18 protein-coding genes are annotated in these 21,290 nt (G+C 70.7%); 4 read left to right on the top strand and 14 right to left on the bottom strand.

Going from position 1 to position 21,290, the window contains the following annotated elements:
* Positions 1 to 352 precede the first annotated feature (352 nt).
* On the bottom strand, positions 353 to 2,125 hold the full coding sequence (gene ctaD / locus WA670_RS10355) for an aa3-type cytochrome oxidase subunit I (RefSeq protein ID WP_037815289.1): 1,773 nt from the start codon (positions 2,123 to 2,125) through the stop codon (positions 353 to 355).
* Between the two features lie 135 nt (positions 2,126 to 2,260).
* On the opposite strand from ctaD, the gene WA670_RS10350 reads away from it, so the two are divergent.
* Positions 2,261 to 3,091 carry an aminoglycoside phosphotransferase family protein gene (locus WA670_RS10350; protein WP_336157587.1) on the top strand — a complete coding sequence of 277 codons (831 nt, stop codon included), beginning with the start codon at positions 2,261 to 2,263 and terminating at the stop codon, positions 3,089 to 3,091.
* On the opposite strand, the gene WA670_RS10345 is transcribed toward WA670_RS10350, so the two are convergent.
* Complete coding sequence (locus WA670_RS10345) at positions 3,084 to 3,821, bottom strand: alpha/beta fold hydrolase (RefSeq protein ID WP_134733871.1); 738 nt, start codon at positions 3,819 to 3,821, stop codon at positions 3,084 to 3,086. The two genes, WA670_RS10350 and WA670_RS10345, sit on opposite strands and share 8 nt — an antisense overlap.
* 51 nt (positions 3,822 to 3,872) lie before the next feature.
* Here WA670_RS10345 and WA670_RS10340 point away from each other — a divergent pair, with 51 nt between their 5' ends.
* Positions 3,873 to 4,397, top strand: a complete 525-nt coding sequence (locus tag WA670_RS10340) for a GNAT family N-acetyltransferase (RefSeq protein ID WP_167754401.1) — start codon at positions 3,873 to 3,875, stop codon at positions 4,395 to 4,397.
* 820 nt (positions 4,398 to 5,217) lie between these two features.
* On the opposite strand, the gene WA670_RS10335 is transcribed toward WA670_RS10340, so the two are convergent.
* Both WA670_RS10335 and WA670_RS10330 read right to left on the bottom strand, forming a co-directional pair.
* Positions 5,218 to 6,240: a pyridoxal-phosphate dependent enzyme gene (locus WA670_RS10335; RefSeq protein ID WP_107051084.1), complete on the bottom strand. Its 1,023-nt coding sequence runs from the start codon at positions 6,238 to 6,240 to the stop codon at positions 5,218 to 5,220.
* 89 nt (positions 6,241 to 6,329) lie between these two features.
* Positions 6,330 to 7,298 carry an ABC transporter substrate-binding protein gene (locus WA670_RS10330; protein ID WP_336157586.1) on the bottom strand — a complete coding sequence of 323 codons (969 nt, stop codon included), beginning with the start codon at positions 7,296 to 7,298 and terminating at the stop codon, positions 6,330 to 6,332.
* A 128-nt stretch (positions 7,299 to 7,426) separates the two neighbouring features.
* On the opposite strand from WA670_RS10330, the gene WA670_RS10325 reads away from it, so the two are divergent.
* On the top strand, positions 7,427 to 8,443 hold the full coding sequence (locus WA670_RS10325; protein ID WP_051729103.1) for a FecCD family ABC transporter permease: 1,017 nt from the start codon (positions 7,427 to 7,429) through the stop codon (positions 8,441 to 8,443).
* Between the two features lie 115 nt (positions 8,444 to 8,558).
* Positions 8,559 to 9,530 (top strand): FecCD family ABC transporter permease, encoded by a 972-nt coding sequence (locus WA670_RS10320; RefSeq protein WP_336157585.1) that lies wholly within the window; start codon positions 8,559 to 8,561, stop codon positions 9,528 to 9,530.
* Positions 9,531 to 9,549: 19 nt separating this feature from the next.
* Here WA670_RS10320 and WA670_RS10315 read toward each other — a convergent pair whose 3' ends face one another.
* The 10 genes from WA670_RS10315 to WA670_RS10270 all read right to left on the bottom strand — a co-directional run bounded on the left by WA670_RS10315 (position 9,550) and on the right by WA670_RS10270 (position 21,052).
* Positions 9,550 to 10,203 (bottom strand): hypothetical protein, encoded by a 654-nt coding sequence (locus tag WA670_RS10315; protein WP_336157584.1) that lies wholly within the window; start codon positions 10,201 to 10,203, stop codon positions 9,550 to 9,552.
* A gap of 174 nt (positions 10,204 to 10,377) precedes the next feature.
* Positions 10,378 to 10,887 carry a serine O-acetyltransferase EpsC gene (gene epsC / locus WA670_RS10310; RefSeq protein ID WP_106961303.1) on the bottom strand — a complete coding sequence of 170 codons (510 nt, stop codon included), beginning with the start codon at positions 10,885 to 10,887 and terminating at the stop codon, positions 10,378 to 10,380.
* A 96-nt stretch (positions 10,888 to 10,983) separates the two neighbouring features.
* Entirely contained in the window at positions 10,984 to 11,994 is a 1,011-nt protein-coding gene (locus WA670_RS10305; protein WP_158714520.1) for a pyridoxal-phosphate dependent enzyme, read from the bottom strand.
* Between the two features lie 8 nt (positions 11,995 to 12,002).
* Positions 12,003 to 14,912, bottom strand: coding sequence for a type I polyketide synthase (locus WA670_RS10300; protein WP_051729096.1), 2,910 nt, complete (start codon positions 14,910 to 14,912; stop codon positions 12,003 to 12,005).
* Positions 14,909 to 16,099, bottom strand: a complete 1,191-nt coding sequence (locus WA670_RS10295; protein WP_336157583.1) for an NAD(P)/FAD-dependent oxidoreductase — start codon at positions 16,097 to 16,099, stop codon at positions 14,909 to 14,911. The genes WA670_RS10300 and WA670_RS10295 overlap by 4 nt, the downstream gene beginning before the upstream one ends.
* Positions 16,096 to 16,845, bottom strand: a complete 750-nt coding sequence (locus WA670_RS10290) for a thioesterase II family protein (RefSeq protein ID WP_336157582.1) — start codon at positions 16,843 to 16,845, stop codon at positions 16,096 to 16,098. The genes WA670_RS10295 and WA670_RS10290 overlap by 4 nt, the downstream gene beginning before the upstream one ends.
* Positions 16,842 to 18,488 (bottom strand): (2,3-dihydroxybenzoyl)adenylate synthase, encoded by a 1,647-nt coding sequence (locus WA670_RS10285; protein WP_336157581.1) that lies wholly within the window; start codon positions 18,486 to 18,488, stop codon positions 16,842 to 16,844. The genes WA670_RS10290 and WA670_RS10285 overlap by 4 nt, the downstream gene beginning before the upstream one ends.
* Positions 18,485 to 18,742, bottom strand: a complete 258-nt coding sequence (locus WA670_RS10280; RefSeq protein ID WP_051729097.1) for a hypothetical protein — start codon at positions 18,740 to 18,742, stop codon at positions 18,485 to 18,487. The genes WA670_RS10285 and WA670_RS10280 overlap by 4 nt, the downstream gene beginning before the upstream one ends.
* Positions 18,743 to 18,842: 100 nt before the next feature.
* Complete coding sequence (locus WA670_RS10275) at positions 18,843 to 19,790, bottom strand: ParB N-terminal domain-containing protein (RefSeq protein ID WP_205673429.1); 948 nt, start codon at positions 19,788 to 19,790, stop codon at positions 18,843 to 18,845.
* Positions 19,787 to 21,052 carry a DegT/DnrJ/EryC1/StrS family aminotransferase gene (locus tag WA670_RS10270; RefSeq protein WP_336157580.1) on the bottom strand — a complete coding sequence of 422 codons (1,266 nt, stop codon included), beginning with the start codon at positions 21,050 to 21,052 and terminating at the stop codon, positions 19,787 to 19,789. The genes WA670_RS10275 and WA670_RS10270 overlap by 4 nt, the downstream gene beginning before the upstream one ends.
* Positions 21,053 to 21,290 lie beyond the last annotated feature (238 nt).

The following is a 21,290-nucleotide window of genomic DNA, read 5'->3' as shown; positions in this document are numbered from 1 at the left end:
TTCACACCGCCGGTGCCACGAACGGGCGATGAACGGCGCTGGGGGCCGATCGGATGAGGCCGGGTTGAGCGGCTGGGTCAGGTGCGCGCGGCGGACGGCTAAGGGTCCACGAGCGGTCCTCAGCGGCAGCAGGCGGGCGACTCAGGCCGCCGAGAGGTCTCTGACGAGAGCAGGCCGAGCGGCAACGGATCGGCCGCGCGAACGGTGCTCGGGCTAGGTCTGGCGGCCCAGTCGGTCCTCGCGGGCCTTTCACGCCGATTCCAGCCACGGCACCCCGGGAACAAAAACGGCGCGTGCCCGGCCGAGAGAAACCTCGACCGGGCACGCGCCGGGCACATCCTGCGAGCGCTGGTTACTGCTCGCTCGCGTTGTCCTTGCTGTGGTCGCCCGGCATGGTGGCGTCCACGAGCTTCTGCGACGGGGCCCCGACGTGCTTGGCCTTGCCGAAGAAGCCGATCTCGCCTTCCGCGTGGAGGCGTTCGACCATGTGCGGGTAGTGCAGTTCGAACGCCGGCCGCTCGGAGCGGATCCGGGGCAGTTCGGTGAAGTTGTGCCGCGGCGGCGGGCAGGACGTGGCCCACTCGAGCGAGTTGCCGTAGCCCCACGGGTCGTCGACCGTGACGATCTCGCCGTACCGGTAGCTCTTGAACACGTTCCAGATGAACGGCAGCGTGGACGCACCGAGGATGTACGCGCCGATCGTGGAGATCGTGTTCAGCGTGGTGAACCCGTCGCTGGCCAGGTAGTCCGCGTAACGCCGCGGCATGCCCTCCGCGCCGAGCCAGTGCTGGACCAGGAACGTGGTGTGGAAGCCGATGAACGTGGTCCAGAAGTGCCACTTCCCGAGCTTCTCGTCCATCATCCGGCCGGTGATCTTCGGGAACCAGAAGTAGATCCCGGCGAAGGTCGCGAACACGATCGTGCCGTAGAGGACGTAGTGGAAGTGCGCCACCACGAAGTAGCTGTCCGACACGTGGAAGTCGATCGCCGGGGCGGCCAGCATGATGCCGGTCAGACCGCCGAAGAGGAACGTGACGATGAAGCCCATCGAGAAGATCATCGGCGTCTCGAAGGACAGCTGGCCCTTCCACATCGTGCCGATCCAGTTGAAGAACTTCACACCGGTCGGGACCGCGATGAGGAACGTCATGAAGGAGAAGAACGGCAGCAGGACCGCGCCGGTCGCGTACATGTGGTGCGCCCACACCGCCACCGACAGCGCCGCGATCGACAGCGTCGCGAAGACCAGGCCCTTGTAGCCGAACACCGGCTTGCGGCTGAAGACCGGGAAGATCTCCGACACGATCCCGAAGAACGGCAACGCGACGATATAGACCTCGGGATGGCCGAAGAACCAGAACAGGTGCTGCCACAGGATCACCCCGCCGTTGGCCGGGTCGAACACGTGGGCGCCGAGGTGCCGGTCCGCCATCAGGCCGAACAGGGCCGCGGTGAGGATCGGGAACGCGAGCAGGATCAGGATGCTCGTGATCAGGATGTTCCAGGTGAAGATCGGCATCCGGTACATCGTCATGCCCGGTGCGCGCAGGCAGACCACCGTGGTGATCATGTTGACCGCGCCGAGAATCGTGCCCAGACCGGACACCGCCAGGCCCGCGATCCACAGGTCGGCACCGACGCCGGGCGAGTGGATGGCGTCCGAGAGCGGCGTGTAGGCGAACCAGCCGAAGTCGGCGGCGCCGCCGGGCGTCAGGAAGCCGGACAGCACGATCAGGCTGCCGAACAGGAACAGCCAGTAGGAGAACGCGTTCAGCCGCGGGAACGCCACGTCGGGCGAGCCGATCTGCAGCGGCAGGACGAAGTTCGCGAACCCGAAGAGGCTCGGCGTCGCGTACAGCAGCAGCATCACCGTGCCGTGCATGGTGAACAGCTGGTTGTACTGCTCCTGGGACAGGAACTGCTGCCCGGGCTGGGCGAGCTCCGTCCGGATGAGCATGGCCATCGCGCCGCCGATCATGAAGAAGGCGAACGACGAGACCAGATACATGATCCCGATCTGCTTGTGGTCCGTCGTGCGGAACAACCGCAGCAGGTACGAACCCTTTGCCGTCTCGCGCGCGGGATACGGGCGCGTCGCGATCGGCTTGGGGGCTACGGCCGTCACTCCTGCCTCCAACACTGCAACCTTGTGGTGGTCAACTTCGGGGCGCTCGGGCTCAGGCGGGCCTGATCCGGGCGGTCAAGGGGATCGTAGCCCTCGGTACCGACAGTCGCTCGCACCGGCTGCTTAGATCACCGCATGACCGACCCGTTCCGCGCCGCGGCGGTCTCCTCCGCGCTCGCCGCCGGCCGCCGGTTCGGCCTGGCGACGGGGTCGGCCGAGGTGCTGCACGAGCGCTCGAACGTGCTGGTGAGGATGGGTCCGGTGGTGGCGAGGGTCCCGGCCACCACGCGGTTGCTGCGGCCGGACGCGACGGCGTGGCTCGAACGGGATGTCGCCCTTTCGGCCTACCTCACCGAACGTGGTGTGCGCGTCGTCTCACCGACCGCGGATCCCCCGGCCGGACCGCATTTCGCGGAGGGGTTGCCGGTCACGCTCTGGCACTGGACCCCGCACGATCCGGACCTTCGGCACAGGCCGGACGAGACCGCCGCGTCGCTCGCCCGGGTCCACGCCGCGTTGCGCGGCTATCCCGGCGAACTGCCGTCCCGCGGCCCGGTCGGCGAACTGCTGTACACCGTCGCCCGCAGCGGCTCGCTGCTGGACGGCTTCGCCGACCGGATCGGCGCGGAAACCGAACGGCTCGCCGCGCTGCTGCCGTCCGGCCCGGTCCAGGCCCTGCACGGCGACGCGCACCCCGGCAACCTCATCGAGACTGCCGACGGCCCGTGCTGGCTCGACTTCGAGGACACCTGGCGCGGACCGCTCGAATGGGACCTGGCGATCCTCGCGCGACAGGGCGGCTCGGAGTTCCTCGCCGCGTACCCGGGCGAAGCGGACGAAGCCGTCCTCGCGACGTGTACGCAGCTTCGCTCGCTCTTCGCGGTCACGTGGCGGTTTCTGATCGCACAGCGCTTCCCGCACCGCCTCGACGAAGCGCGCGCCGCGGCCGTCGACTACTTCAGCTGACCCAGCCGAGGATCGCTTCGACCACCCCAGCCGGGTCTTCCAGCGGCGTCAGGTGCCCGACGTCCGGGAGAACGGCGAGGGTCGCGTCGGGCAGCGCCTCGACCATGGTGTTGGCGGCGTCGAGCGGCGTGATCGCGTCGCGCTCCCCCACGATGACGAGCGCCGGGACGTCCGTTTCGCGCAGCAGGTCAACGGAATCGGGCCGGTTGCGCATCGCCCGCGCGGCCCAGGCGATCCCGGACGGCGGCTGCGCGTCGATCAATTCGCGCACGCGCGCGCGAACGTCGGCGGACGCGGTGTCGGCCAGCAGGTTCGGCAGATTCGCGTCGGCCAGCCAGCCTTTGACGCCTTCGGCCTCGGCGCGATTCGCGACGTCGAGCCGGGTTTGCGCGGCTTCGGGCGTGTCCGCGGCGGCTTTGGTGTCGATGAGGACCAGCCCGCCGACGCGCTCGGGAGCCTGCCGCAGGACGGCCATCGCGAGGTAGCCGCCCATCGAACAGCCGCCGAGAACCACCTGGTCGAGTTCGAGCTTGTCCAGGAGCGCGACGACGTCCCTCGCCGCGTCCGCCAGCTCCGGCTCGGCTTCGCTCTCCGGCAGCGGACTCCGGCCGAGGCCGCGCTGATCAGGCGTGATGACCCGGAAGCGTTCCGCGAGCGGCGCGCGGACCGGGTCCCACATGCGGGCGTCGAGCGGGAAGGCGTGCAGGAGCACCAACGGCAGTTCGGTCATGGCGGAGATTGTCGCTGTTTTGGGGCGCGATTTTTGTCGGACCCCGTCGTTATGGTCGGGGGCGTGACAGAGATCGTGACGGAAAGGCTGGTGCTGCGGCACTTCGTGGAGGCGGATCGGCAAGCGGTGGTGGAGATCCAGAGCGACCCGGAGACGAACCGGTACAACCCGCGTCCGCCGGACACCGCGACCACGCTGGTGATGTTCGACAGCTGGCTCGAGCACTGGGCGACGTTCGGCTATGGGTATCTGGCGGTCCGGGAGCGAGGCAGGCCGGAAGCCGCCGACGGGTCGGACGTGATCGGCATGGCCGGAGTGCGCAACCGGGAGTTCCGGGGCGAGAAGGTGCTGAACCTGGCGTACCGCTTCCGCCCGTCGGCGTGGGGGAAGGGCTATGCGGTGGAGGCCGCGCGGGCGTCGGTGGAGTGGGCGGAGCGGGAGATACCGGCGATTCCGGTGCTGATCAGCGTCGCGGTGACGAACACGCCGTCGTTGCGGGTGGTGGAGAAGCTGGGTTTTACGGATTACGTGGAGGAGGAGTACGACGGGGCGGTTTCGCGGCATTTCCGGCGGTGAGGGGGCTTGGGAGGTGTTTCTCGATCGGGCGCGGGGTTCGTGGGAGGGCGCTGACGGCTGCTGGCCGCGGTCGCGGAGTGGCCGGGCGTGCGATCGCTACGTCTTTTGCTCCGCGCGCCAGCACAGGCTGCGCGGGACGACGCATGCACTCGTAATCGCCGTTCCCGGAGCGGGCGGGCGAACGCGGGGTCTTCCAGGACCGACACCGCGCGGGCATCGCGAGACAACAGCTGCACCGTCCCGAAGGGCCCGGCGAAGGCAAGGTCTTCCGTCCTAGCTCGGTACAGGCTTCGCGAGACAACACCTGCACCCCTAACCGCCGTTCCTCAAGCGACCGGGCGAACGCGACATCGCGACGTCTTCCGGAACCCGACCCGGCGCGGGCATCGCGAGACAGCAGCTGCGCCGTCCCAAAGGGGCCCGGCGAACGCGAGGTCTTCCGTCCTAGCTCGGCATAGGCTTGGCGAGACAACGCATGCACCCGCCGTTCCCAACCGGCCGGACAAACGCGACATCGCCAGGCCTTCCAGAACCGACCCCGCGCGGGCATCGCGAGACAACGCCTGCCCCGTAACCGCGGTTCTGGAGCGGGCGGGCAAGCGCGACGTCGCGAGGCTTCGCCCCGTCGCGCACACTCCGCAAGGCGACTCCGAGGTCCCGACCCCAGCCGCCCTGAACCGGCCGCGTGCGACCCGTCGCCGCCGGGCTTGGTGCATCCGGTGGTCGGCCAACGCGAGTCGCGCCAGTGGCGTCGTCCGGTGCCCCCGGAAGCCCGCGTCCGGTGACGATGCGCGGAAACGCGGGCCCAGGGGCAGCAGGCTCAGAGGCGGCTGGCGTTCTTCCAGTCCTCCGCGGTACCCGAGTCGGCGAACAAGGTAACCACGGTGTCGTCCGGGGTGCGGGTCGCGGCCAGGCGGCGGGCGGTGATCCAGTTGGCCGCCGCGGAGCCGCCGATGGCAGTGCCGGTGGCGGCGCGGAAGTCGCGCATGCCGCGCAGGACTTCGGGGTAGGACACGGTCTGGTGCTGGACTCCGGGGATCAGGTCGCTGACGAAGCGCTGCCGCATCCCGTATCCGAGGCCGCCTGCTCCGGGGAACTTCGAGGTTTCGTTGGGCGGGCTCGTGGTGCCGAAAGGAAGTTCCGCCGGGGTCACCGCAACGACGTCGAGGGCGCCGTACTCGGTGCGCAGTGCGCGGGCGACTCCGCCGAGGGTCGCGCCGCTGCCGACCGCGGCTACCCACGCGGACGGGCGCCGTCCGGCCAGCTGGGTGATGATTTCCTGGCCGGTGAGAAACTGGTTCACCGCGAAGTTGTGCAGGTCGCGGTGCTGCGCGACCATCGTCCACCGGGGGTCGGCGTCGGCGATTTCCTTGGACAGCTTAAGAAATCCAAGCACGAACTCCGAACCGCGGGAGAATTCTACCGACGCTCCGGTGCCGCGGATCTCCTCGACGACGCTCTCGGCCATCGAACTCGGCAGCACGACCTTGATCGGGATTCCGGCCAGTTTGCCCAGCTGAGCCAAGGCGCGCGCCATGTTGCCGCCCGAGCCCGCGACGATGCGCAGGTCGTCAAGGCGGTCGGCGTTGGCGTTCACCGCGCCGCATAGCAGCGAGTACGCGGTGCGGTCCTTCACTGAGCCGAACGGATTTTCGAACTCGTACTTGGCGAAGATCTTCGCACCACCGTCCGGCCCAGGGACCTCGACGAGCCGGGAGTGCCCGAGCCGGTCCCGGAATTCCTTCAGCGCCGGGAATTGTTCCAGGGTCAGCCGCTCGTCGAACATCTCGTCCAGCGGATCGCCGATCGTCAGGTCGATCACGTCCTGGTAGGCGTTCGTCATGACTCCTCTTTCTCGCCTCGGAAACCGCGTCGAACTGTAACCGTTTTTTCTTGCGTATCAACGTTTTCCCGCACCCGTGGCTGAACGCTTCAGCCCGTGAGGGCGCGGGTCAGGCCAGTCAGCTGATTCGCCGCCGCGCGGTAGCTCAGCGGCGGTTCGGGCTGCCACGAGTAAACCCGCCCGGCCTGGACGGCTTTCTGCCGTTGCCAGAACGGATGCCCGGCGACGTCTTCGGGCTGCAGGCTCGTGGAACGGGCGTCCACCATCAGCACGTCCGCCGGGTACCGCAACGAGTTTTCCCACGATAGTTTCAGCGCGTACTCGCCCCCGGGCGGCAGCACGACGGGCACTCCCAGCGCGAGGTACTCCCGCAGCAACGGCCATCCCGTGCGTGCGATCCGGATCCCGTCCGGATCGATCGAAACGAACAGCACCCGGGGCGCCTGCCGCGCCGCCGCACGCAGTGCCGCACGTGCCCGCAGGTACTCGGCCCGCTGCGCCGCAACTCCGGACGCGCCGAGAGAAGCGGCTAGGTCGCCGAACCGGCGCAGCGAATCCGGCAACTCGGCCGCGTAACTCTCGAAGGACGCCACCGGACAGAATTTCCGCATCTGCGCCCCTACCCCAGGATCGAGCTGGGAAAGCCCGTACTGCAAGGAGTCCAGCACCAGGTCCGGCTTCAGCGCGCCCGCTCGTTCCACGTTCAGCTGACCCCACGCGGAGCCCAGAACAACGGCGCGGTCAAGACTTCCCAGGGTCGCGCGATCAAGCTTACGACCCTGCGCCAGAACACCGCCGTACACCCCGGCCACGTCGACGCCGTAGTCGTGCAGAGTGCTGGCCACGGTGGCGTAAGCGATGATTCTCCTTGGCACCGAAGGAAATTCCAGCCGCAGACCGGTGTCGTCGGAGACCGTCCACGAACCCGGCGGCACTTCCCGGACCGGGCCGGCCTCCGCAGAACCCGCCGACAGTCGCGGTGCGACCACCGCGGCGGTCGCGGCGATCCCGCCGAAGAGCACGGTCCGCCGGGCGGGCTTGCCCGCGCCCCTCGCCATCAAACCTCCTGTGCCGCAGGGAGAAAGTGTTCGTCCGGCCCCGTCGGACACTTGCTCGGATTAGGGTTGCCTAACCATAATCCGGCTCCTGCGAACGGAGAAGCCGCTCGCCTTCTCCGGAGATGAACATGGCGCAAGCTCAGCGAACGCACCGAACCGTCGTGCGGCCCGGCACGGGATGGGCCGCCGTGCTCGCGGTGCTTGCGCTCGTCGCGCTGGCCAGCGTGTGTGCGGGAGCGACGTTCGTTTCCCCTGGCACGGTCCTAGACGCGCTGCTGCACTACGACCCCGCCCGGCTGGATGAGCTCGCCGTGCGGACGCTGCGGCTGCCCCGCACCCTGACCGGGCTCGCAGCCGGAGCCGGGCTCGGCCTTGCCGGTGCGATCCTGCAGTCATCGGTGCGAAACCCGCTGGCAGATCCCGGAATCCTGGGCATCAACGCCGGAGCGGCACTGGCGATCGTCCTCGGCCTGACCACCATGGGTTCGCTGACCGGGTCGTCGACCGCTTGGCTCGCCCTGGCCGGTGCCGCGGCCGCCGCGGCCGTGGTGCACCTGCTCGCTCTCCGGTCGCGCGGTCCGGTGACGCTCCTGCTCGCCGGGACCGCACTGACCGCGATCCTCACCTCGGCGACCGGCGCCGTCCTGCTGACCGACGGCGGCACATTCGCCCAGTTCCGGTTCTGGCAGGTCGGTTCCCTGACCGGACGGCCGGTCTCGGTCCTCCTTTTCGGCATGGCCCTGCTCGTGCCCGCGCTCGGCTGCGGGCTGCTGCTCGGCAGGGCGCTCAACGTGCAGGCGCTGGGCGAGGACCTCGCGATCTCGCTGGGGCACCGAACCGCGCCGGCGAAACTGCTGTCCAGCGCGGTGGTCGTGGTGCTGTCCGGGGTCTCCACCGCGATCGCCGGACCGATCGGCTTCCTCGGCCTGCTGGCACCGCATCTGGCGCGGCTCATCACCGGACCCGATCAGCGCTGGGTGCTGCGCTATTCGGTCGTGCTGGGCCCGCTGCTGCTGTTGCTCGCCGACCTCCTCGGCCGGTTCGCGGCCGGACCGGCGGAACTGCCCGCGGGAGTGGTGACCGCGGTGCTCGGGACGCCGGTGCTGATCGTGCTGGCGCGCCGCAAGAAGCTCTCGGCGACCTGAGGTGCGACGCCCCGCGGGCCGACCTGACTCGCGCCCTCGCCCGCCGGCGGCTTCCCGCCATTCATCCCCGCCCACCGTGCGCAATCCAGGCACAACGACCCCACGGCAGTCCACCATGAACCGAACCGCCCGCCTCGTCCTGCCGATCCTCGCCGTCCTCGTCGCCGGTCTTCTCATCGCCGGACTCCTCTACGGCGACTTCCCCCTCTCGCCGTCGTCCGTCCTCCGCGCACTCGCCGGAACCGCCGACCCGCGGGCGAGTTTCTTCGTCCTGGACGTCCGGCTCCCCCGATCGCTGCTCGCCGTGACGACCGGGGCGGCCTTCGGGCTGGCGGGCGCGATCGTGCAATCCCTGGTCCGCAATCCGCTCGCCAGCCCGGACGTGCTCGGCACGACCTCCGGCGCCGCGGCGGCCGCGGTGTCCGCCCTGCTGCTCTTCGGCTGGACCGGGCCCGCCGTGTCGGGGGCGGCGCTGGCCGGCGGGCTGGTCACCACCGGCGCAGTGCATCTGCTGGCCACCGCGCGAGGGCGGAATCTTGTCCTCATCGGCGTGGCGGTCGCGGCCTTGCTGGCCGGCGGGGTGTCTTGGCTGCTCACCGTCGGCGAGGTGACCGAAGCGCAGGCCGCGCTGGTGTGGCTCACCGGCACCCTCGACGGCCGGTCTTGGCCGGAACTGGTGCCGCTGTTGTGGTTCACGATCCCGGCGGCATTGGCCGTGGTGCCGTTCGCGCGGCCGCTGACGCTTCTCGGGCACGGCGACGACCTCGCCCGCTCGCTCGGAGTCGAGGTGGGCCGGACCCGCGTTTTCCTGACGATCGCGGCCACAGTGCTCGCTTCGGCCGCCACGGCGGCGGTGGGGCCGGTTGCCTTCGTGGCACTCACTGCCCCGGCATTGGCCCGGCTGCTGACCGGCCGCCGGGAGCCGTCGCTGGCGGCGTCGGCGTTGCTGGGGTGCACGTTGCTGATGCTGGCCGACCTGCTCGCGCGTTCGCTGAGTTCGCCCGCCGAAATCCCGGTCGGAGTGGTGACCGGGATCGTCGGCGGGGCGTATCTGCTGTTCTTGCTCGTCGGCCGGGGAATGCGGTGAAGGAATACGGCCGAACTGTTCACACGATGGTTTCGCACTCTTCAATCGACGCCAGCAGGAAATCGCACCCGCCGGCACAATCGTCGATTCGCAGGGAAACGTTTCCGATCACCCGGGAAAGGTCCGCGGCCATCCGGCGCAGTTCCCGCTCTGCCGAGGCTACGCCGGGGCCCGCGCTGAGCTGCCGGATCCAGCTCAAGTCCTGCGCCGCCCAGGAAAGCAGCGCGCGGTCGTCCAGCCTGCCGTCCAGTGCCAGCAGCTGATCCACCCTGGACCGCAGCGCGCGGACCATCAGGGGCTCGACCGGGACCGGGGCCGGTGCGGGCGGGCGGACGTCGCGGGCCGCCAGCGCGGGCCACAGGTTCGCCAGCCGGATTTCCTCGCCCAGCTCAGCGGAAAGGATCGAGGCGACCACCGCGGGCAGCGGATCGCGCGGCGTGACCCCGCGCAGCCAGTGGTAAGGGGCCTTGGCGCTGATCGTGCCCGATCCGAGCCTGCGGTTGATCTCGCGGGCGAGCCGGTCCGGCGACCAGGAAAGCCGCCGCAGGCACGCGCCGAGAACGCCTTTGGCCGCGGGCGAAACCGACGGCCGGGAACCCGGGCGCGGCGAACCGGACGGGGCGGTCCGGCTCGCACGTCCGCGACTGAGCGCGTTGCCTTCCGGGCCGGGCACATGACTTACTCGTATCGGATACCGTGCCTGCACGAAATCCCCCACATCCGCCGGATCGCGACGTCTTGCCTCGATCCTAACGGACTGGCCGCGCCGCGACAATTGACCGGTGCCGGTGAGCTGTCTCACGAATACCGGGAAAATTCCGTCGCGACGGTTTTTTTCGCCGTTCGATTACGCGGTCCGCGGAACAGCGAGCACTTTGCTTCCCGCCGGCACGTCGGAGACCACGAGCGCGGTCGCGCCCACGAACGAATCGTCTCCGACCTCGACCGGGCCGAGCACCGTGGCACCGGCCCCGAAGGTGACCCGGTCGCCGACCGCCGGATGCCGTCGCTCGCCCGCGTCCCTTCTGTTGTCGCGCCACCAGCCGACCGCGCCGAGTGTCACGTGCTGGTACAGCGTCACGTCTTGGCCGACTACCGCGGTCTCCCCGATGATCACCCCGGTGCCGTGGTCGATGAACAACCGGCGGCCGATCACCGCGCCGGGATGGATCTCGACGCCGGTGAGCACCCGCGCGAGATTGGTCAGCAGCCGTGCGGCGATCCGGTGCCCGCGCCGGTAAAGCGCGTGCGCGACGCGATGGATCCAGACCGCGGGCAGCGTGGAATGGGCCAGCGCCTCGGCGAGCGTGTCGATCGACGGATCCCGTTCGACGATCGTGCGGAGGTCTTCGCGCATCCGTGCGAATGCCCCGAGGCGACCGGAATCCGCGGTGGCGCCGGACTCGGCACGACGCGGCGGCGCCGGGCGGACGGACCGGACAGTGACCATCGTTCAGCCCTTCCCCTTCGTCTTTTCCCAGATGTCGACTACTGCGGTGACCTCGTGCGGGCCGTCCGGAAAAATCGTGACGACGACGTCCTCCGGCGGCAGCTTCGCGGCGACCGCGCGGGCGACGAGCCAGTTCGCCGCCGAGGCCGGGCCGATCTCGCGACCCGTCGCGGCACGGAATTCCCGGACCCCGGCGCGGGCCTCGCCCGCACTCACGCTTTCCGTTGCCAAGTCCGGCAATTCGCCCTCCACGAGCGGCTGCCGGTAGCCGTGGCCGAGCCCGGCCCATCCCGGCAGCCCGGACCTCGGCGCGGCCGCCGACCCGTACGGCAGCTCCGCGGCGGTCACCCCGGTGACGACCGGGTCCGCACCCGCCGCGCGCAACGCCCTGGTCACCCCGGCGAGGCAGCCGCCGGCGCCGGCGCCGCACACCCACGCGGCCGGGACGAGACCGTCGAGCTGGCCGATGATCTCGCGTCCGGTCACGAACTCGTGCATCGCCACGCACACCGGATCACGATGCGCGTCCAGGAGAATCCACTCCGGTTCGGCTTCCGCGATCTCCCCGGCCAGCGCGATCGCGGCGAGCGGCCCGCCTTCCGGATCGGTCCGCTCGACCCGCACGCCCGCCCCGTCCGGACCGAGCGGCACTTCCTCGGCGAGCACCAGCCGCAGCGGCACGCCGATCAGCGAGCACAGGTGGCTCAGCGCACGGGCCAGCTCCGGCCCGGCCGCGGCGACGAATCGCGGTTCGCCGGGGGAAGCCCCGATCGCCTGGCAGACCAGCGCGTAAGCCACCCGGTCCGCGTCGGATCCGGTCGGGTTCTCGTACTCGTGTTTGGCCAGCACCCGAGCCCCGCCCGCCGGTCCGGGCGCCTCGGCGAGCCGGGTCAGGCCGAGCCCGGCCCGGAAGGCGCGCAGCCGGGGAAACCGGGAAAGCGGGACGCTCTCCCGGAACAGCGAACCGTGCGGCTCGGACAGTGCGGTCCAGTTCGGGAACCGTCGCGTGGACACCACGCTCTTCACTCCTTCGGTTCAGCGGGCACGGTCTTTTCCAGCGCCTCGGCGAACGCGGCCGGGGTAGGCCGCCCCAGCACGTCCGGCAACGAGACCTCGCGGCCCAGCGCGGCGGCGAGACCGGCGCTCAGCTTCGCGGCGAGCAGCGAATGGCCGCCCAGTTCGAAGAAATCGTCGTGCACGCCGATCGGCCGGTACTGCAGGACGTCCTCCCACACCGCGACGATCCGGCGGAGCAGTTCGGTGTCCGGCGCGGCGAAACTCCGGCTCAACTCGGCCGGCCGGGAGACGGCTTCGTCCGCCGGGACCGCGGCGGGTTCCGGCGCGCCCGGCTGCCTCCCGATCCAGTAACGCTGCCGGGCGAACGCATACCCCGGCAACGAGACCGTCTGCCCGGCTCCGTCGTGCACTGCTTCCAGATCGACCGGGCAACCCCGCTGCCAAAGCGCGCCCATCGCGCCCAGCAGCACCTCCAGTTCGGGCCGGTTTTCGTTCGGGCGCGGCATAGTGCGCGCCACCGCGACCCGCTCGCCGAGCGTCGCCCGGGCGAGTGTGCCGAGCGTGGCGCCGGGGCCGACTTCCAGCACCAGCCCGCCGCCCGCGCCGGCCAGCGCCGCGGCGAAGCGAACCGGTTTCCTCGCATGCGCCGCCCAATACCCGGGATCGACGGCCTGCTCGTCGGTGAGCAACGCTCCGGTCACCGCGGAGAACACCGGCACCTCGGGCTTGCTGAGCCGCGCGGTGCCGAGGAAATCGGCCAGCCGCGGCACGACCCCGTCCATCATCGCCGAGTGGAAGGCGTGCGAGGTGTGCAGCGGTTTGTGCGGAATCCCTTGCCCGGCAAGGACGTCAGCGCATTTCGCGATCGCCTCCGCGGGCCCGCTCAGCACGCACAGCTCCGGTGCGTTGACCGCGGCGACCGTGACCTCACCGGACAGCAGCCCGGCGACGCGCTCCTCAGCCGCGGAAACGGCGAGCATCGCTCCGGGCGGCTGCTCCGCCATCAGCCGCCCCCGCTCCGCGACGAACCGCGCCGCGTCCGGCAGCGACAGCACTCCGGCCAAGCAGGCGGCCACCAGTTCGCCGAGGCTGTGGCCGACCATGGCGTCGGCGCGGCAATCCCAGCGGAGCAGTTGGCGAGCGAGCGCGTAGGAGGTCACGAACAACGCCGGTTGCGCGAGTTCGGTCGCCCGCAGCCGAGCGGGATCGGTCTCCGGCGAGAACATCAGCTCCCGCAGATCGACGCCGAGGCGCGGCGTCAGCTCCCGGACGCATTCGTCGACGGCTTCGGCGAAGCCGGGCAGTTCCCGGTAGAACTCCGCGCCCATCCCGGGGTACTGCGTGCCCTGCCCCGGAAACATCCACACCACCCGGGGCTTGTTCGCCGGCGCCGCGGACGCTGAAGGCGCGAACTCGGCGGACGCCTCGGACACCACCACCGCGCGCCGGTACCGCCAGGTTTCCCGGCCGCGGCGCAACGTCGCGGCGGCATCCGCGATGGCAGGCGCGTCCGGCCCCCGAAGCACCGCGGCCAGCTCACCGGCCATCGTTTCCAGCGCTTCCTTCGTTTTCGCCGACAGCACCAGCACTTGCGGACGGCGCGCCGGCGGCGTCCGCTCCGGCCGGGCCGCTTCTTCGAGCAGGACGTGGGCGTTGGTCCCGCCGATGCCGAACGCGCTGACCCCGATCCGCCTCGGCAGCCCGCCGGTCTCCCATTCTCTGGCCTCGGTCCGCACCACGAACGGCGTGCTCGCGAAGTCGATCGCCGGATTCGGCTCGGCGAAATGCGCCGTCGGGGCCAGCACCCCGTGCCGCAGCTGGAGAATCGCCTTGATCAGCCCGGCGATCCCGGCCGCGGACTCCAGGTGCCCGACGTTGCCCTTCACCGAGCCGACCGTGCAGAACCCGGTGCGCGAGGCGCCGAACGCCCGGCTCAGCGCGGTGATTTCGATCGGGTCGCCGATCGGGGTCGCGGTGCCGTGCGCCTCGACGGCGGTGATCGTCTCCGGGTCGAAGTCCGCGTCCCGCAGCGCGGCGCGCACCACTGCCTCCTGGCCGGCGGCACTCGGCGCGGTGAAGCCGACCTTGCCCGCGCCGTCGTTGTTCACCGCCGACCCGGCGAGCACCGCGAGCACCCGGTCCCCGGCCGCGACCGCGTCGTCGAGCCGTTTGAGCACCACGACGCCGACCCCGTTGCCGAACACCGTCCCGGAGGCCGCCGCGTCGAACGGACGGCAGTGCCCGTCCCGCGAGAACACCATGCCGCGTTCCCAGCGGTAGCCGACCCGGTGCGGAACCCGCACGCACACCCCGCCGGCGAGCGCGATCTCGCACTCGCCCGCGCGCAGCGCCCGCACCGCCTCGTGCACCGCGACGAGCGAACCGGAGCACGCGGTCTGCACGCTGACCGCCGGTCCGGTCAGGCCGAGCCGGTGCGCGACCCGGGTGGCGAGATAGTCCTTGTCGTTGTGGATCTGCAGTTCGAAGATCTCCGAGCCGAGCACCACCGGACGCCCGCCCAGCAGGTTCGACATCAGGTACGCGGGCATTCCCGCCGAAGCGAACACTCCGCCGCCGCGCGCGTCGCCGGGCCGGATCCCCGCGTCCTCCATCGCGTGCCAGGCGCATTCCAGAAACACCCGGTGCTGCGGGTCCAGCAGCGCCGCCTCGCGCGCGCCGAAGCCGAAGAAGCGGGCATCGAACAGATCGTGCTCCGGCAGGGTCGCCGCCACCGGCACGTAATCCGGGTGCGAGATTTCCTCGGCAGGCACGCCTTCCGCGAGCAGTTCGGCTTCGCTGAGCACAGCGATGGATTCGACCCCGTCGCGAAGGTTGCGCCAGAACGCCGCCGTGTCGGGCGCGCCGGGGAACCGGCCCGCCATGCCGACGACGGCGATCCGCCGGTCCGCACTCACTGGACGGCGGCCCGGAGGCCGGTCAACGCGTGCCGGGCGATGTCGTGCTCGGTCTTGCCTTGGGAAAGCAGGTCGGCGCAGATCCGGCCGAACAGCGGGACCAGCTTGAACGCCCAGCCGCCCGCGGCGACCACGACGTTCTCGCCGCCGTCGACCAGCCCCTCGGCGGTGCCGAGGTAGAACTGCCGCCGCGGGTCCCCGGGCAGCACCGCGAGGCAGGTGCCGGTGGAGACCGGGTCCGGGTCAAGCCACGGCAGGTGCGCCCGGACCCAGTCCGACACCCGTGCGACGTGCGCGGGACGCGGACGGCCGGTGGCGAGATCGGCGTCGGCCAGCGCGTCCACCTCGAAGTCCGGGCCGAGCCGGGCGAGCCCGTCGTTCGCCCACGGATTGGGCGGGAAACCGTAGAACAGGTTGGTGTCCTCGGCGGTCGGCTCCTGGAAGGCGAACCAGAACGGCCTGCGCACGCCGTCGCCGTTGTCGCGCAAGGTCACCAGCGCCATCTCGTAGGTGTGCAGGTCCAGTTCGCCCGCGCCCCACGGCCGGATCAGCTCGTTGACGTGCGCGTTGGCCGCCAGCACCACCTTGTCCGCGCGGTAGGTCGCCCGGTCGCTGCGCACCACGACGCCGTCCGGTCCCGGTTCCACCGCGAGAATCCGTTCCGGCGACTGCATCCGCACGCCGTTCAGGTGGCATTGCTGCACCAGCGCGGCCAGCGTGCCGCGCACGTCGATGGCTCCCCCGCTCGGCTGCAGGAACCCTTCGAAGTGCGCGGGCAGGTTACGGAATCCGTAGCGGCGCTCGATTTCCTTGCCGGACAACCATTCGTAGGGCACGGACAGCTCGTCCATCGCGGCCGCGGTGTCGGCGATGTGGCCCTCGTTGGTGGGCACGTGGGTGTCGCCGAACCACAGGCTGCCCAGTTCGTGCACGAGAGTGCGTCCCGTGTCGGCTTCCAGTTCCTTCCACAGCGGCGCGGTCGCCAGCGTGAGCCGGAAGATGTCCGGCTGGGTGTACTGCACCCGCCAATGCCGTTCGCCGCCGCTGGATCCGCAGCTCTCGTTCAGGAAGCCGAACCGGTCGGTGACGAGCACGCGCGCGCCGCCGGCCGCGGACCGCCACGCGGCGGACAGCCCGATCGGGCCGCCGCCCGCCACGATCACGTCGAAATGCTTCTCGGCACTCATGCCAGTACGTCCTCTCGTCGAAGAATCCCGGTGATCGCGGCGACCGTCTCCGCCGCCGATTCGCGCAAGTAGAAATGGCCGCCGGGAAAGACCGTCCGGTCGAAACCCGCCCGGCACCACGCGGCCCAGCCGTCGACCTCGTCCGGGCTCACCGCCGGGTCGCCGGCCCCGCAGAAAGCGCTGACCGGCACGGTGATGCCCGCGGTGCCCGGCCGGTAGGTTTCGACCGCCTCGTAGTCGGCGCGGACCAGTGCGGCCACGAACGCGCTGAGCCGCGAATCGGCCCGGACGCCGGAGGATCCGCCGGCGAGCCAGTCCACGAGGTCCAGCACCGCTTCGTCGCCGAAGTCGCGGACTCCCCGGTCGGGCAGCAGCCCGGGCGGGAACTGGCTGGACACTATCAGCCGCCGCGGCGCCGGAAAACCGTTCTGCCGCACCACATTCACCAGTTCATAGCCGACCAGCGCACCCATGCTGTGGCCGAACACTGTGTACGGCGCGTCCAGCGCGTCGGGCAGTGCGCCGGCCACACCTTCGGCCAGCTCCGCCAGATCGGTCAGCGCGGGCTCGCCGATCCGGTCCTCCCGGCCCGGATACTGCACGGCCAGCAGCTCGACCTCCGGCGGAAGCAACTGCCGCCACGGCCGGAACGCCGACGCGCCGCCCCCGGCGTGCGGAAGGCAGAGCAATTGCTGCCGGACCGGGCTTTCCCCGGGAATCCGTTTGATCCACGCGGAACCGGTCATCCTCGCGCCCCGCTCAGCATCGCGGCGTCCCACGACCCGGCCGCGTCCCGGCGCAGGGCGGCTTTGTCGACTTTGCCGGTGCCGGTCAGCGGAAGCGCGTCGAGGACGACGAGGTGCTCGGGGAACTTGTACCGGGCAAGTCCTTGGCCGTCCAGGAACTTCCGGACCTCGCGCAGTCCCGGCCGCTCGGCGCCGGCGGCGGGCACCACGCACAGGCAGACCGTTTCGCCGTGGATCTCGTGCGGCACGGCGACCCCGGCCGCCTGGGCGATCGAGGGATGCCGCAGCGCCATCGCTTCCAGTTCCTCGGCGGAGATTTTCTCGCCGCCGCGGTTGATCACGTCCCGGAGCCGCCCGAGAATCTCCAGGTTTCCGCCGGGATCGACGCGGACGAGGTCGCCGGTGCGGTAGAAGCCGTCCGGCGTGAACGCTTCGGCGGTCGCTTCGGGATTGGCGTAGTACCCGGCGACGGTGTAGGGCCCGCGGGTGAGCAGTTCCCCTTCCTCGCCGGGCTCGACGTCCGAACCGTCGGCGGCGACCACCCGGATCTCGTCCTCGGGCAGCAACGGCCTTCCCTGGGTGTCGCGGATGACGTCGTCCGGGTCGTCCAGGCGGGTGTAGCAGAGCAACCCCTCGCTCATCCCGTAGCACTGCTGAACGGTGCCGCCGAGCGTGGTGCGGAGTTCGTCGGCAGTCCCTGGCGCGAGCCGCGATCCGCCGACCAGCAGCACGCGCAGAGACGACAGATCGCGGCTGGTCCGCTTCGCTTCGGCACTCCAGCGCAGCGCGACCGAGGGCACCAGCGTGCTGTGCGTGACCCGCTCTCGTTCGATGATTTCGAAAGCACCCGAAGGAGATTCGGGCGAACTCATGACCACGGTCGCCCCGACGGACAACGCGCCGAGAATGCCGGGGCAGTTCATGACGAAGCCGTGTTCGGCGGGCATCACGACCAGGTTCACCGCGTCCCGGGTCATCGCGTTCACGGTGATCGCGTGCCGGATCATGCAGCCGTAGCCCTCGTGCGTCCGCGCGATCGCCTTGGGCAGGCCGGTGGTGCCGCCGGAAAGCAGGAACACCGCCGGGTCGGACGGGGCCGCCGCGGGCTTCCACGCGCTCGGCGTTTCGCCGCCGGGTTCGCACAACAGCGCGAGATCGACCTCGTCGCCGGCGGTCTCCCCGCCGCGCACGAGCAGATTTTTCAGCCCCGCATGGCGTTCTCGCAGCCGCCGGGCGACGGTCAGCGCTTCCTTGCGCCGTCCGGTCGCGTCCACCGCCAGCAGCACCGGCCCGGTCACCGCGACGACGTGGTCCAGCTCGTGTTCCCGGAAGGCAGGCAGGATCAGCACCGGCGCGGCGCCGAGTTCCAGCGCCGCCAGCACGAGCACGACGTACTCGGCGCAGTTGGTCAGCGCGACCGCGATCCGATCGCCAGGACGCACGCCCAACCCGGCGAGCCGGTCTCGCGCCACGCCCACCGCGTCGCCGAGTTCCGCGTAGCCGAGGCGGCGCGCACCGTCGACCACAGCGCACCGGCCTGCCGCTTCGGCGAACTGCCGGCGGATCGGCGTCACCACGAGTTCGTCGTTCCACAGCCCGGATTCCCGGTACCGCCGCGCGCGTTCTCCGGTCACCCCGGTCATCGGGGCACCGCCGCACCGGCCAGTTCGGCGAGCCGGCCGAGGGTGTAGTCCTCGGTGTCCCACAGGTTCACCGCGAGCCCGAACCGGGCGGTGAGCTCCAGTTGCAGGTCGGTCGTCTCGACCGAGCTGAGCGCGAGGTCCGCGCGGAGCCGGGTCGAGGAGTCCGCCTCGGCCAGGGTTTCGGCGTCGATGCCGATTTCGGTCAGCAGGTCGAAGATCTCTTCCGCGGCCGGGGCCGGGTGCGAGGATGGCACAGCTCTCCATACCTTTCACGGTCTTGTCCCGCGTCCGGGCGCGCGGGAGTTCGGAAGCGGCCGTCCGGGGTTTTCCGGACGGCGGGGCACAGCAAGGCATTCAGTGCGGATCCGGCAGCGCCGCGCGGATCTGCTCGGCGAGCCCGGACAGGTCCCGCGCGTAGGCCTCGGCCATCGCGGCCACGGCGGGCAGGCAGTGCGGCGGCACCGCGCCGAGGATGTCCGACCGGCGCCCGAGCGCCTGTCCGGTCAGGTTGAGCAGGTGCAGCAGCACTCGCCCGGGTTCGCTCGAACGCAGCGCCGGGTCCGTGCGGAGCTGGCGCAACAACAGCGCCGCATCCACCCGCGGCGGCGCTTCCGGCACGGTCTCGGCGCGCGGACGCCGCTGGTCCGGCACCGGATCCTGGCCGGAATCCAGCCGCCGCCGCACGTCGTGCGCGGTGCCGAGCGAGATCCCGGCGCGGCGGGCGACCTCGCGCAGGGACAGGCCGGGCTCCTCGGCCAGCAGCGCGCCGGCCTGGCGGCGTCCCTCGGCCGCGACGGACGGGCGCGCCCGTCCGTCGCGGCCGACCCGCGCGGTGTTCGACCCCGGAATTTCCGCGGTCGAACGCCGCAGCGCGCCCACCGTTTTGTCCGAGAGCCCGGCCAGATCCGCTACCACGTGGTCCGACCAGCCCGGGAATTCCCGCACGATCCGCACCGCCGCGGCCCGCCTGCTCTCCAGTGACAGCGGAAGGCCGTGCGCGACGTTCGACCGCACCGCGTAGAGGAAACACTCGGATTCGGTGCCTTCGCACAGCACCGCGCGGATCCGCTCGTCCTCGCGCAGCACCGCCGCCCGCACGCGGTGTTCGCCGTCGATCACGCGCAACGTGTCGCGCTGCACGACGATCGGCGGCAGCACCGCGGGATCGCGGCCGGTCAGCATCCGGACGTGTTCGGCGACCGGGCCGTCCACCCGCGGCGAACCGCCGAGCACGAGGTTCCGCACCGGCAGCGAAACCGGAGCGCCGGACAGCACCGCGCCGGGCGTCGCGAAGCCGATCACGAGCCGCTCGCCCGCGCCCCGGCCGCCACCAGCATCGCCGGGGCAGGCCCGTTGAGGTCGGCGAGCACCCGGTCCAGCGTGTCGACCAGATAGTCGACCTGCGCCAGGCGCAGCCCCGGATGGCACGGCAGGTTGATCAGCGAGCTGAACCACAATCGTTCCGCCACCGGGCATTCGCCCGGCCCGTGCCCGCGGTGGCGCCATTCCGGGAGCAAATGCTGCGGGAAATAGCGGAGCTGGATCTCCACTCCGCCGCGGTCGAGCGCGAGCACCATTTCCTCGCGCAGTTCGGCGGTTTCCGCGAAGCAGGTGTAGAGGTGGTAGGCGTGCGTGCTGCCCGCCGGGGCGGATTGCGGGGTGACGAACGAATATCCGTCGATCACCTCGTCCAGCCGCGAGGCGATCGCCCGGCGCAGCGCGGCCAATTCCGGCAACCGCGCGAGCTGCACCACCCCGACCGCGGCGGCGGCCTCGGACATGGTCGCGTTCGTGCCGCTGCGGCGGATCCGGTGCACCGTGTCGCGGTATACGCCTTCGGAGTACTTCATCCACGGCAGCAGCAGCGGTTCGTCCTCGCCGGGCAGCGCCGAGGTGCTGAGGTGGCCGTCGTAGTCGTTGCCGCGCAACCGCCGCAGCCGGTGCGCCCAGACCTCGTTGTCGCAGGTGATCATGCCGCCCTCGCCGAGGGTGGTGATGTTCTTGGAGTTCTGGAAGCTGAAGCAGCCGAGGTCGGCCAGCCCGCCCGGCGCCCGCCCGCGGTAGCCGGCGCCGAGCGCGTGCGCGCAGTCCTCGACGACGAGCACCCCGTGCGCACGGGCGATCCGCATGATCGCGTCCATGTCCGCGGGACAGCCGCCGTAGTGCACCAGCAGCAAAGCCTTGGTGCGCGGGGTGATCAGCGCCTCGAACGACGCCGGGTCGACGGTGAGCGAACCCGGATCGACGTCGCAGAACCGGACCCGCACGCGGTGGTCGAGCAGCGGCTGGACGGTGGCCTGGTAGGTCTGCGGGGTCGCGATGACCTCGTCGCCCGGCTCGAGATCGAGCATCTCGACCGCGAGCTGCACCGCGACCGTGCCGCTGGTGACCGAGACCGCGTGCCGGGCCCCGGCCATCGCGGCGAACTGCCGCTCGAACCGCCCGCGGTGCTCGCCCATGGACAAAGTGGACTCGCTGGTGACCAGCTCGACCAGCGCGTCAGCCTCGGGCGAGGCCAGCACGCTGCCGCGCAAAGGACAGGGAACGATGAATTTTCTGGACACGGCCGAACACATCTCCCCAGTTCAGGTCGAATGCCATCCGCCTCATTCAAGCATCGCGGACGAACCCGCTGGAAGTGTTTTGTCCCGACGGGGAATGTCAACCGGGTAAAGCTGTTTTACCGACCCAAGTTCCTTGCGCGGCACGGCGCGGACTGCTATCGACTGGTGAACTTGTCACCTCGCCCGTGCGCTGAATGTACATTGTGGACAGACGTTTTTGGCAAGGCCGAACAATAGC

The organism is Amycolatopsis sp. VC5-11, assembly GCF_037034185.1.
Classification (GTDB): domain Bacteria; phylum Actinomycetota; class Actinomycetes; order Mycobacteriales; family Pseudonocardiaceae; genus Amycolatopsis; species Amycolatopsis nivea.
This window is presented reverse-complemented; position numbering and strand designations above follow the sequence as displayed.